This is a genomic window from Streptomyces sp. NPDC087845, assembly GCF_044742755.1.
Lineage (GTDB): Bacteria > Actinomycetota > Actinomycetes > Streptomycetales > Streptomycetaceae > Streptomyces.
Window position 1 is genome coordinate 1 of the sequence record NZ_JBIUVC010000020.1, and the last position, 12833, is coordinate 12833.

At 67.6% G+C, this 12833-nt stretch carries 7 protein-coding genes and 1 pseudogene; 7 read left to right on the forward strand and 1 reads right to left on the reverse strand.

Annotation, left to right across the window (positions count from 1 at the left end; genetic code table 11):
* Nucleotides 1-107 precede the first annotated feature (107 nt).
* The 6 genes from ACIOMQ_RS34750 to ACIOMQ_RS34775 are packed head-to-tail and all read left to right on the forward strand — an operon-like array spanning nt 108 to nt 8411.
* Entirely contained in the window at nt 108-551 is a 444-nt protein-coding gene (locus ACIOMQ_RS34750) for a CU044_2847 family protein (protein ID WP_402191797.1), read from the forward strand.
* Nucleotides 548-1501, forward strand: a complete 954-nt coding sequence (locus ACIOMQ_RS34755; RefSeq protein WP_362207496.1) for a serine protease — start codon at nt 548-550, stop codon at nt 1499-1501. The genes ACIOMQ_RS34750 and ACIOMQ_RS34755 overlap by 4 nt, the downstream gene beginning before the upstream one ends.
* A gap of 4 nt (nt 1502-1505) precedes the next feature.
* Nucleotides 1506-3095 (forward strand): hypothetical protein, encoded by a 1590-nt coding sequence (locus ACIOMQ_RS34760; RefSeq protein ID WP_362207499.1) that lies wholly within the window; start codon nt 1506-1508, stop codon nt 3093-3095.
* Nucleotides 3096-3106: 11 nt separating this feature from the next.
* Entirely contained in the window at nt 3107-4192 is a 1086-nt protein-coding gene (locus tag ACIOMQ_RS34765) for a MoxR family ATPase (RefSeq protein ID WP_362207502.1), read from the forward strand.
* A complete protein-coding gene (locus ACIOMQ_RS34770) occupies nt 4193-5641 on the forward strand; it encodes an SAV_2336 N-terminal domain-related protein (protein ID WP_362207504.1) in 1449 nt (482 codons plus the stop codon).
* Nucleotides 5532-8411, forward strand: a complete 2880-nt coding sequence (locus ACIOMQ_RS34775; RefSeq protein WP_362207507.1) for a cyclic nucleotide-binding domain-containing protein — start codon at nt 5532-5534, stop codon at nt 8409-8411. The genes ACIOMQ_RS34770 and ACIOMQ_RS34775 overlap by 110 nt, the downstream gene beginning before the upstream one ends.
* A 36-nt stretch (nt 8412-8447) precedes the next feature.
* Here the strand turns inward: ACIOMQ_RS34775 and ACIOMQ_RS34780 are convergent.
* Nucleotides 8448-9146 (reverse strand): annotated as a pseudogene (locus ACIOMQ_RS34780) (ISAzo13 family transposase); the annotation flags it as partial.
* A 610-nt stretch (nt 9147-9756) separates the two neighbouring features.
* Between ACIOMQ_RS34780 and cas3 the strand changes: the two are divergent.
* Nucleotides 9757-12645 (forward strand): CRISPR-associated helicase Cas3', encoded by a 2889-nt coding sequence (gene cas3, locus ACIOMQ_RS34785; RefSeq protein ID WP_362207509.1) that lies wholly within the window; start codon nt 9757-9759, stop codon nt 12643-12645.
* Nucleotides 12646-12833 lie beyond the last annotated feature (188 nt).

Sequence of the window (12833 nt, forward strand, 5' to 3'; positions counted from 1 at the left end):
CAACAGCCGACACAGGCGCCGGATCGGCGAGCCGGCCGCGCGGGCGACCAGGCACCCGACACAGCTTGCAGATCATTTACGGGACAGCCCTTAGGCAGGGGGAACTGGTGACCGAGACGATGACGATTGACCTGGGGGACGGCACTACCGTCACTGCAGAGGTCATTGGCGAGCTGAAGTTCGAGCCGTCGGCGGAGCATGGGGCGTCAAACTATGGCGATGTCGGATTCGGAGCCGGGCAGCGGGCTGCCGCTCAGCTGGGTTCAGCGGTTGCCTTGACCCTGGACCAGGTCCGGGGCACCGTGCAGGGCATCGGCCGTTGGGCCGCGGAGAGCATGACCCAAGGGGAGGCTGGGTCGCCGGACTCCTTCGAGGTCGAATTCGGCCTCAAGCTGGCGGTGAAGTCCGGTCAGCTTCTTGGAATCATCGCGGAAGCGGGCAGTGAAGCGGGGCTGACGGTCCGGCTGTCCTGGAACCTCGCCGAACGACGGGAGCGAGAGGCCGCCCTGGCGCTCGCCGCGTTGCCCACCCCTGCACCGGCCGGCGAGTGACCTCCTTAGGGCTGGGGCGGGGGGACAGCGAAGCCCTCCACCGCTGCGCGGTCCGGATATCTGTCGGAGGGGTATTTCGGGGGAGTGGATTCCTTGTCTCTCCTGGCTTGGTGATGACCGCGGCGCATGTCGTACGGGGCACGCCCGGTCCGGCCGCGCAGGTGAGCGTCGAGCACGCGTCGGGTTCCCATCCTGTGGCGGAAGGAGACATCCGGGCGGAGCCAAACAGCGGCGACGGAAGCCGGTTCTATCCGTATCCCGATCTCGCTGCGCTCACCGTCCCAGGATGGCGAGACCACCCGGTGGTCGAGTTGGCGGCCGGTGAGGCAGAGCCGGGAACGGAGGTGACGGCCTTGGGGTACTCGACGCACACGCCGTCGCCGGGGGTGCAGCCCGACACATTGGCGCTGCGTGTCGTCGGCCGCTCCGGGGCCTTCATCCGGGTGCTCGGGGACGGGGTGCGGGAGGGAATGAGCGGGAGCATGCTGCTGGACGCGGACGGCTTGGTCCGAGGGGTGCTCAAGGGCAGCCGGTCCTACCAGGGCGACCAAGGCGGCTGGTTCGTCCCTCTCGGTGCGCTGACCGCCTTCCTGGGCGCGGCAACGACAACCCTCGGCTCGTCTGCCGTCCCCGCGGCTACCCCGAGCGATGCGGATCTTGTTCAAGCGCTGATGGCGTTCCCCGCCATGATGCGCACGGATAGCAGGTATGACCTCCTGGACAAGATCGGGGACCACCTGGGCCTGCCGCACTCCTTCGAGGTGGACGACCGCCCGGACCGCAGGGACCACCTCTATAGATTGGTGCGCCGTTGTCGGCGCTATCGTGACGAGGCAGCTGCCCTACGGGCGCTGTACACCGCGATGGAGGAGCTCGTCCCGTACGACGGCGCCCTGGACCGGCTGAGGATACTGATCGGGCAGGCCACCGACGGATGGGAAGGCAGGTAGGCGCGTGAGTGGAACGGAGGCATGCCGCCTGCACTGCAAGGACGGCGAGGATTCCGGCGCGACGCGGCCCGGGCAGCTGCAACGTCGCATGCCGTGGTCGCACCGGGCGGACATCCTGTTGTCCAGCGTGCTTCTGAGCTTCCAGGGCATGTCACGCCTCGATTTCCGCCACAGTGTGCTGGAGGAGATGGCTCAGGACACACGATCTGCGGGCATCAACTCGGATGTCTGGGAGATCGGGGAGTCACGCGCCCACCTGCGGAGAATCCTGCACACGATCGGCTCACGCCCGGATCCGCACCGGGCGCTGGAATCGCTGTGTGACGCCCTGCGTTCGCAAGCGCCTTGGGACCGCGAGCTGCAGTGGCTGGAGTTGACCGTCCTCACGCTGGGCCGGTCCATGCCGCTCCCCACGGACGACTTCTTACAGGTCATCGAGATACTGCGGGCACTCTCCGCACCGCCGAGGCCGGCGCAGCTGCTGCGCTACCTCCCTTCGGGCAGCCGCCTCACCCTGCTGACTGGCGAAGATACGCTACCGGAAATCATGGTGCGCCTCGCCGACCGTCGTGGGGAGCAGGATGCCGACGAACTACTCGGCTTTCTCCGTGCGTTCAGCACTCATGCGGATCCCCCACTGCACGGGGAACTTGCCACCCTTCGCGCCTTGTTGGACCGCCTGAACATTCCCAGGACTTCTCCGAGAGCGGCCCTGGACACCTCCGCCCACGACAACGGCGCTACTCCGCAAGACAGCCGCCTGATCGTCCAGGTCCGACTGGAGGCCGAAGACGCCGAGCACATCGACGACGGCCGCTACCGGCTGCAAGCCGCCTACTACCGACAGCCCCTTCTCAATGGGCCGATACAACTCATCGGCACCCTTGGCCGCACCGAATCCTTCCGCAAGAGCGAGCTCATCGGGGCCGGAAGCGCCCGTCTGGCCGGCTGGTCCGAACTGGCACGCGCGGTGCGCGGTGCCGCGCGCAACACGGTCAGGGTCGAATTCCTGCTCCCGCGGTCGTTGCTAGGCCATGCAGCCGAACTGTGGTCCGCGGGTGCCAGCCACCGGCCCCTGGGACACCACCACCCGGTGGTGGTCCGTTCGCTGGAGCGGTACACCGATGCCTGGCTGGACGTCGAGCCATGGCGCGCACGGTGGAATCACCTCCAGGCACAGGGCCCGGAAGCGGACGCCCTTGACAGGATCGGCTGGCCTCAGCTGGACAACGCAGAGGCGACAAGCCTGGCACCATGGCTCGCCGAACAGCCGAGCTTGGCATGTATGGGTCTCGAGACCCCCTATGACGGGCTCCATCCCGATGCGCGTGCGGCGGTGGACGACGCGATGTTCACGGATGGCGTGCCGGTCCTGCTGTGGCGGCGTGGTCCCGGCGAGGCGTCGGAGTTGATGAAGGTACTGCGGGAGCACAATCCTTCCCGCCTGGCGGAGCTGCCCACCACTGTCCTCAAGTGCCGCAGGAACGGTCGTGCCGGGGGCGCGACCGACGTGCGGAACAACATCACCCTGCTGTGGGACGACCCGGACTGCGTAGACCCTGAGCAGGACAGTCCTTACGTGGGGATGGCATGAGGGATGGCCCGATGACGACGAACGGTGAGGCGGTAGGCATGGCCGAGGACTGGTGGATCTACACGGGCACGGGGGTGCCCCATTCCAGGATCTCCGAGCTTCCGGCGGCCCCGGCCTGGCGCACTTTCGGTGCCCCGTCCGACCCTGCCCTTCACCCTGCCCCGCCCCCGGCGGAGCGTTCGGCAGACAGGACAGCCCGCCGACTGGGTCGCGTGCAGCAGGCAGCGGCGTACCAGGCAGATGAAAGGGAAGTACAGCTGGTCAATCTGGCACTGCACCTACGGCGGCCCCTGCTGATCACGGGTAAGCCCGGCGTTGGAAAGTCCACCCTCGCTTACGCGGTCGCCCATGAACTGGGCCTCGGCCCAGTGCTGCGCTGGCCGATCAGCAGCCGGTCCACCCTGCGCGACGGGCTGTACGCATACGACGCCATCGGCAGGCTCCACGATGCCGGGATCCGGGGCGGTGGCACGCCTTACAACGGTGCTGTGGGCGGTCCCGGAGCACGGGAAGCGCCCGCCATCGGGCGCTATCTACGACTCGGCCCGCTCGGCACCGCCCTGCTCCCGTGGAGCTGCCCACGGGTGCTGCTGATCGACGAGATCGACAAGAGCGACATCGACCTGCCCAACGATCTGCTGAACGTCTTCGAGGAGGGAGAGTTCGACATCCCCGAGCTCTCCCGCCTCGGTCCCGGCGACCAAGAGGTGATGACGGCAGATGCGGAACGCACCGCAGTAGTGCCGGGCGGGGTGGTGCGCTGCGCGGAATTCCCCCTCGTCGTCCTGACGAGCAATGCCGAACGGGAATTCCCCACAGCCTTCCTGCGTCGCTGCGTGCGCCTTGACATCCAGCCCTCGGACGAGAAGCGCCTCGCCGCCATGGTCGCCGCGCACCTTGGCGGAGGCGTGAAAACCGAGGCTGCGCGAGCCGTACTCATCTCCGAGTTTCTCCGCCGACAGCGGGAGAACGGCGCCGAACTCGCCAATGACCAATTGCTCAACGCCCTGCTCATGGCCGAACGTGGCCTATGGGACAGCGAACTCGGGCGCAGTGTCATTCGCGACGTACTGCTGCGTCCGCTCAACGAGGGGTGAATGCCTGTGGCTGAACGGCCACGACAACGGCACGCACTGCGCGACGCCTTGGCCGACCTGCTGGCCCAGGAGCACGGCAGCCTCCACCCGGAGGACGTAGCGGACGTGCTGTGGATCTCCCGTCTGGCCGGACTGGCACCGCTGCCCGCCGTCGTTCCGACTCAAAGGACGGATGCAAACAACCAGCCGGATGAGTTCGCCGACGCGATGACCGCGCCGAGGGGGACGAGCGGCCCTTCGACAGATCAAACGGCCGCCCGGCCGGCAACCGACAGCACCTCGCAGCCTACGGACTCGGCCAACGGCCGACCCGAGGAGCCGCGGGTACGGCTGCACGGGCTCCCCGGTCAAACCCTTCGGACGACGGACGGCGGCCGCGCTCACGTCGTACAGGTGGCACGGCCGCCGACCCTGACCGGCGTGGTGGCCTTGTCACGAGCGCTGCGCCCGCTACGGGAATGGGCAGATTCCAACGGCCCGCCACGACTTGACGAAGAGGCCACCGCCCAGGCAACAAGCGAGGCCGGACACCTGCTCCCGGTCTGGACACCCGCCAGAGAGCCACGCTTCTCCGTGGATCTCCTGGTGGACACCGGCGCCACCATGGTGGTCTGGCACGATCTGGCGAGCGAGTTGTACACCGCGCTTGAGGTCCACGGAGCATTCTCGAACGTCCGCTGCTGGGCTCTGAATACCGACCAGCCGACGCCCCGACTGGCGCCCTTCCTTCGGCGGCACCCCACCGGCACGCCCGGGTCCAACCCGTCAACGCCCTGGCAGCGGCCACTGGCGGACCATACCGGTCGCAGGATCGTGCTGGTTCTCACCGACGGCGTGGGTCCCGCGTGGTACGGGACCGAACTCCCCGACATGCTCGCCAGGGCCTCCCGGACCCGTCCGACCGCAGCCCTTCAGGTACTGCCCCGACGGCTGTGGCACCGCACAGCGCTCCACACCGCGCCCGTCGAAGCGCGGGCCGCGGACCCGGAGCGACCGGGTACCACCTTTCGTTCCGAGGCCGCCCTGCCGGGCATCCCGCGAGGCATCCGAGGCGCCGGTGAACGGGCGGCCGTGCGCTGGCTACCCGTAATGGAAGTGGATGGCACCTGGCTCGGGCCCTGGGCCGAACTTGCAGCCGGCCGAACCGCAGGCTGGGTGCCCATGCTTGCTGCGCCCGTGCAGGGAGTACGCCGGCCGCGGCTTCCGAATCGGGCCGAGGGCCCAGCACCCTCCGCCGCCGTCCGGGTCGCGCGCTTCCGCAGCGGCTGCTCTCCAAACGCGTACCGGCTGGCCTGTTATCTCGCGGCGGCGCCCCTGAGCCCTGCCGGTGATGCGGTTGGTGCAGCAGGCCACCGTGCCTGGCTCCGGGCAGACGGATCTCGCGGAAATCTTCCTGTCGGGGCTGGTCGAGGGACGCGGCGGGCCAGCGCAGCCCAGAGACCCCGATGAAGTGGTGTACGACTTCCGGAGCGGCATACGGGAAGAGCTGCTGGCCGAACTGACGCGCGGAGAGTCCCTGCGCGTACTGGATCAGGTGCTGGCGAAGGTGTCCGGCCGCGTCGCCGAGACCTTCGGCGGAACGCTCGACTTCCGGGCGCTTGCAGCATTGGTGGGAGAAAGCGAGAACACGGCCACGGGCCGGTCGCTCCCTGAACAAAGCCTGCCTTTCGCCGAGGTGGCTGTTGCCGTACTCCGAGGTGCGGGTGGCCAGCATCGGTCGCTGGCGCATCGGCTGGAGGCGGCGGCCGGGGCACGTCCCCAGGCAGGCGTCCGTCCTCTGGCAGGGGAGCAGGCACGCCCACGCGGTGTTCGAACGGAACGGCTGACTGCGGTGCGCCCGGCCGTATCCCCGCCCGATCTGCCGTACATGGTCGGACGCCAGAACGAACTCGCCACCGTCACGGAGGCTGTCGGAGCCTCCCTCAGCACATCCGGAAGGCCTGAGCCCTCCACCCCCGGCGAACCCGCCTTCGTGATCATCGAAGGCACTCCGGGGATGGGCCGGAACCGGCTCGTCCAGGAGTATGTGCGCCTTCACGGCGACCGGCACTCCTTCATCCACTGGATCAACGCCCGCAGACGGGAATCATTGCGGGAGGGCCTGCTGGGCCTGTGGCATGCATTGGCACCAGCGGGCTTACGCGTCGATGAACTGCCCCCCCTCGACCGACTATGGAAGGCGCTCGCCGAACATCGGGACTGGCTGCTGGTCCTGGACGGAGTGTCCAACTGGCCACGCGACTACCGGACTGCCAACGCGGGCACCGGGGGAGTACTGCCGTACGGCTTTCCATCGGCCGGCACGGGCTGCGTTCTGGCGACGACGGGCGTGTTCCGATGGCGGCACTCGCGCGCCACGGTTGTCGCGCTCGGGCCACTCAAACGCCAGGAACATCTCACTTTCCTGCAAACTGCCTTGGGAACGGACTTCGACCCTGCAGACCCGCGCCAAAGGGACGACTTGGAACGCATGGCCGGCATGATGCCGCGCATTCCAGACCAGTTGACGTGGGCCGATGTCTCTGCCGGGCTGGCGAAGATCTCCCGACCGTCCGGCGAGACCGTCTCGGACAGCGCCTCACCTCGCGGGCATCGCGAGGGACCGCTGAAGGCTGATGCCGAGCCGCCTCGTGGCCAGGGCGACCCACGGGCAGCGCCGCCGGCCCCGGAGGAGGCTTCCGTCGAAGCTGCCCCGGCCCAGGTATTTCGAGTTCCGGATCCTGTGGTGGCCATGGCATCGCTCAGCCGTCCGGACGGCCGCGTCCTTCTCGCCACCTTCAGCTCTGACAGGCGGGTGAGCTTCTGGGATCCAGAGACTGGCAGCATGGTGGGCGAACCCTTCGCGCTTCCAGCCGACAGCGTCCTTGCCCTGGCGGCTGTCCCGGACTCCCTAGGGCGAACCATCCTGGCGACCATCGACTACTCGGGCATGGTTCACCTCTGGGATTCCACCGACGGAAGTTCCGCTGGAACCTCCTTCAGGGTTTCTCCTGTTGACGTGCTGACCATGACTGCTTTTCAGGTCCCGGACGGACGCGCTGTTCTGGCCATCGCCGACTACCACGGCCGAGTGCGTCTGTGGGACCCGGCGCGAGGAACCCGCCTCGGCATCCACCTCGACGCACGGTCCTATCCAGGCAGGGCGATCACCGCTATTTCGGATCCTCACGGGGGACCGCCACTCTTGGCTACCGCCGACTACACCGGGGCGGTCCGCCTGAGGGGACGCGACCACACCGGGACACCCAAAGCCCGTCTCACCGTCCGCCCCGCTGAAGTGCTCGCCATGGCTGCTTTCTCAGACATGCACGGAAGCAGTGTCCTCGCGACCGTTGGCTACGACAGGATCGTTCGTCTCTGGGACGTCCCCCGATCGGCCGTGGCCCAGACGTCGGAGCTTCCGGATGACATCCATGACGACGATTTGCCAACGGACCGGGAAACGGGCCGTCCCACTGCTTCTCCTTCCCCGAGTTCGTGGCCGGCCGAGGCCGCTTCCGAGCAGCCCCTGTCGGTATCGCGCCAGTCCTGGCCCGTGGGCTCATTGATGGCTGAACTTCTTCCGGCGCAGCAGGATGCACTCCTGGTGCTCGGAGTGACCCAGGCATTTGATCAAGGGGATGTCATTCTGAGGCAAGGTGACTCCAGCGGGCATCTGATGCTGATCCAGAACGGTTGGACGAAAGTGACCGCGCTCTCGGCGAGCGGTGGCGAGTTTCTCGTGGGTCTACGGGGAACGGGCGATCTCCTGGGTGATACCGAGTTCTTTGACGGTGGGCCACGTCCGGCAAGCATGGTTGCAGTGGGAAGAGTGAATGCTCTGGTCCTCAGCCGAGTCAGCTTTCAGGACTTTCTCGACCGACATCCCGACGTGCTCAGCCGACTGGCTCGGATGTTCACTGGTCGGCTGAGACAGGCCAACCGCCGCCGAGCCGACATCGCCACGACGCCTGTGGCGGCGCGGCTCGCCTCCGTGCTGCTCGAACTGGCTGAACAGTACGGTATTCATACGGAGGATGGGGTGACGCTGCCTGTATCACTCAGTCAGCGTGAGCTGGCCGGGGCGATTGGTGCGACCAGGGAGACCACGTATCGAATCCTCGCCGAGTTCAGGTCTCTCGGAATCGTTCAGATGAGCGATCGGCAACTCAACGTCCTGCGCTTGGACCTCCTCCGGGATCGGGCGGGAATGGGCAGTAACAACGGCTACTGGAATTGAATGCGCGATGTCGGTCTGATCGCAGGGAGCTGTCGATTAATGGCTGATCGTTTTGGTGCTGTCCTGTCTGATGAGGTTCGCGAGGTCCTGGGCGGTGGCTGCGGTGATCGGGGCGGGCTTGATGGGGTGGCTGAGCCCTTTCAGGACCGGGGTGATCTCGTGGACTGCGTCGCCGACTGCCTGCCTTGGTGAGCCCAACAGTGCCGTCAGTGCCCTGACTTGTGTCTTCCAGCGGTATCGGATTACGGTGGCCAGCAGCCGGTCGGACAGCGAGAGCGGGCCGCGCCGCAAGGTGCGGTGCCGGGCCCGCTTGTGGTGCAGGCTGATGGGAGGGTGGTCGAGGATGTACTGCTCGACATCGGCCAGCAGCGCGGCGAACTCGCGTGTCTCCATGCCGCAGATCACCGGGTGGTGCAACCAGTTCGGGGATCGGTCCTCCGGCTGGGTCCGATCCTCACTGGGCGGCGCCTCGACCGCAGCGGGCGGTTCGGGCCGCAGGGTGTAGCTCCACTTCCCGTGCCACTCGTGCTCGGTCAGCGGCAAGGAGTCCATCACCGCGTCGGACAAGGTCAGACCGGTGGGGTAGGTGCCGGGGTCGAACTCGGCGTGGACGCTCAGCCCGGTGCGCGTCGTGGTGGCGCCGATGGTGTTGACCACGACTTCGTGGCTGGTCAGCGGCCTGCCACGCCAGTTGGTACTGATCCGGGAGAAGAGCCGGTGCCCTATAGTGTTCCACTATGACAAGAGGGCCTATGTCTTCCATGGCGCCGTCACGGCTGCGGTGATCCGGCTTTGGTCACGTACCTGATGCATGCTCAGCGTGCGGGGCCTGCTGCACGCTGGCGTTCAGTGCTGCCATCAGGTCGATGACATCGCCGGTGTTCTTGCGCTCCTCGTCGGCCGGTGTGGCGGGGCGTTGCCGTCGCTCTTGGCCTTGATGACCTCTTCCAGCGCTTCGCGGTAGTGGTTGCGGAACCCCTGCGCCCGCGGGGATGGTCCGACGCGCTCAAGGCCGTAGCCGACGGCATCCGAGTCGCCCCCGCGCCTGCGGGGACAGTCCGCTGAAGGACGCGAACGGTCAGCACCTGTGGCAGGTCGCCCCCGCGCCCGCGGGGATGGTTCGACGGTGGCGGTCTTGGCGCCGACGAACTTGAGGTCGCCCCTGCGCCCGCGGGGATGGTCCGGTCGGGATCGAGATGTCGACCCCCTATGGCGAAGTCGCCCCCGCGCCGCGGGAATCGTAGTTTCTCAGGTTCCGGGATCTGGGTGTTTCCGCAGGTCAAGTCATGTTGTCAGTGGTGGCCTCTACGCTCTGGTGCTCAGTTCTGGATGAGTGCGTGGGGGCATGGTGGATGTTCGGGAGTTGAGTGGGCGTTACGAGCTGTTTGTGGTGCGGGCGCTGGAGAGGTTGTGGGGGAAGTCGCGGGAGCGGGCGGGGGGCAGGACGAACCTTCTGATGGCGCACCTCTTGGATACTGCGGCGGTTGCGGAACTGCTGTGGGACGGGTTCCTTGCGCGTTCGACGCGGTCGGCGCTGGATGAGGTCGCGGGTGGGCCGGGGCGGGGGCGGCGGTTGTTTGCCTGGTTGTGCGGGGTTCACGATTGCGGGAAGGCGACGCCGGCGCATCAGCGTTTGTGGCCGGAGGGTGCGGAGGCTGTGCGTCGGTCGGGGCTGACGTGGGTTGAGACGGCTGCTGTGGCGGGGGCAAAGCAGCAGAAGCGGTGGCGTCACGACTGGGCCGGTGGGCTGATGGCGCGAGAATTGCTGGCCGAGGCTGGGTGGGATGCGGAGCAGTTGGACTGGGTGTGGCCGTTGGTGGCTGGACATCACGGTGCGTTTCCCTCGCTTCGGGATGTGCAGGAGCCTCGTTCGGCGAAGGGTCAGTTGCGGGGGAGGGGAGTGTGGCGTCGGGTGCAGCAAGCTTTGCTTGATGTGTTCACCCAGGAGGTCGGGTTCGGGGCGCTCCATGAGGTGGAGCCGGTGGTGGTTCCGTCCAGGGCGCTCCAGCTGCAGCTCAGCGGCCTGGTGGTCATGGCGGACTGGATCGCGAGTGACGAGCGTTTCTTCGTGGGCATGGACGATCTGCGGCTGGTGGGTCTGGATGTTTCCCGTGAGCGGGCGGCTTCGGCGTGGAAGGCTCTGGGGCTGCAGGGCGGCTGGGGGGCTCTGGAGGTGCAAGGGCCCGAGGCGTTCCGGGACCGGTTTGGGTATGCGCCGCGGCCCTCGCAAGTAATGGTGGTTGAGGCGGCTCGCCGGATGGGCGGTCCGGGGCTTGTGGTGGTCGAAGCACCGATGGGTGAGGGCAAGACGGAGGCTGCTCAGGCTGCGGCGGAAGTCCTGGCGGCCAGGTTCGGCGCGGATGGCGTGTTCGTGGGGATGCCGACCCAGGCGACTAGCGATCCCATGTTCACGCGCACACGTCGGTGGGTGGAGGCGATCGAAGGGCAACTTGCGTCCCGGGTAGTGCTGCTGCACGGCAAGAGAGCGTTCAACCGGGAGTGGAAAGCTCTGCTGGAGGACGCGGGGGCGTATGCGGACGAGGCGTTCTGCGGGGTGGATGAGTTCGGGTTGGGCGACGACCCATACGGCGTCGAGCCTGAGGTGCGCGGCGTGCCGGAGCGGCAGGCGCCTGCTGAGTGGTTTCTGGGGTCGAAGCGTGGGCTGCTGGCCCCGTTCGTGGTCGGTACGGTCGATCAGCTTCTGTATGCGGCTACCCGTACGCGGCATGTGATGCTGCGGATGGCGGGTTTGGCCAGCAAGGTTGTGATTCTGGACGAAGTACACGCGTGTGACGTCTACATGAGCCAGTTTCTGCGGGAGGCGCTGCGCTGGCTGGGCCAGGCCGGGGTGCCGGTGCTCGTCCTGTCGGCGACGCTTGCCCCCACGCAGCGCCAGGCGTTGGTTGAGGCGTATCTGGCTGGTGCAGCGTCACGTGAGGAGCTCCGGGTCGAGGTGCCGAAACCGCCGGGGTACCCGAGTGTCACGGCGGCATGGTCGGCCGCCTCGGGGGAGCCGCAGGTTCACGTGGATGCTACGGACAGTTGGCGCGAGGGCCTCGGCGTGGTGGTGCGGGTAGTGCCCGAGACAGTGCCCGGTGCTCGGTCCTCGCGTGAGGAGCGGAAGCGGTTGCAGGGCGAGGCGGATGCGAGGGTGGGGGACCTGTTGGCGAGCGAACTCGTCGATGGAGGGACCGCGCTCGTGATCCGCAATTCCGTTGCGCGGGCGCAGAGTCTCTACGAGGAGCTGCGCGGGCGGTTTGGTGATGACGAAGTGCGCCTTCTGCACGCCCGTTTCACTGTTGCCCGGCGTGCCGATCTGACGGAGGAGAGTCTGCGCCTGCTGGGCCCGCGGACGCCGCGACCCCGGGGCGGCCGGTTGATCCTGGTGGCAACTCAGCTTGCCGAGCAGTCCTTCGATGTCGATGCCGACATGCTGGTCACGGATCTGGCCCCCGTCGATCTTCTGCTGCAACGCGTAGGACGGCTGCACCGGCATGAGGACACGTGGCGCCCGGACAGGCTGCGCGTGCCACGGGTGTTCGTTACCGGGTTCGAGCTGCGGGAGGGCCGCGAACCGGCGTTCGCGTTTGCCAGCGAGATGATCTACGGGCGTCATCTACTGCTGCGAACCGCTGCTGTGCTGCCTGGTGCGGGCGAGGTGTGGTCGGTTCCGGGAGATGTGCCTGGGCTGGTGGAGAAGGTGTACGGGGCGGATGCGTCGCTGCTGCCCGAGGCGTGGCAGGAGGCCGGTGAGGTTGCCTGCCGGGAGCAGGAGGACCGGGACCGAGCCCGTGCCGAGGAGGCGCGGCAGTTCTTGTTGACTCCGCACGGTGAGCATGAGAGGCGGACGCTGGCGGGTCTGCACTATGGCGGGTCCACCGCGGGCAGCGACGAGGGTTCGTTGCAGGCGGCGGTTCGCGACGGTGACGAATCCGTCGAGGTCGTCCTGGTGGTCCGGGATGAGGGTGATTCGGTCTTCCGGACGCTGGCGGGGCGAGCCTTGAGCGTCAATGGCGATGTGGCGCCGGATGTGCTGGATGAGGTGCTGGGCTCGGTGGTGCGGCTGCCGTCGAAGTTCACGCAATTGGCTTCGGAGTTGGGGCCGTTGCCCGGCTGGCACGGGCATCCGTGGTTGCGCCGGAGCCGTGCTCTGGTGCTGGATGCTTCGCGCAGGGCCCAACTGGGCGACTTCACGGTGTCGTACGACGACGAGTTCGGGCTCCGGCAGGTGTAGAGGGTCCGTGGCCGGTTGGGCGGCTGCAGTTGGGCTCAAGGGGTGTGGCGAGCCGCCGGGCTGGCGCCCGGCGGCTCGGTGCCCCGCGTGGCGCGGGGGCGACGTGATTCCCGGTCTGCTGTGCAAACAGAGAAGGGGATCATCCCCGCAGTCCGGCCATGGCGGCCCGTTGGCTGCGGGGGCAACGG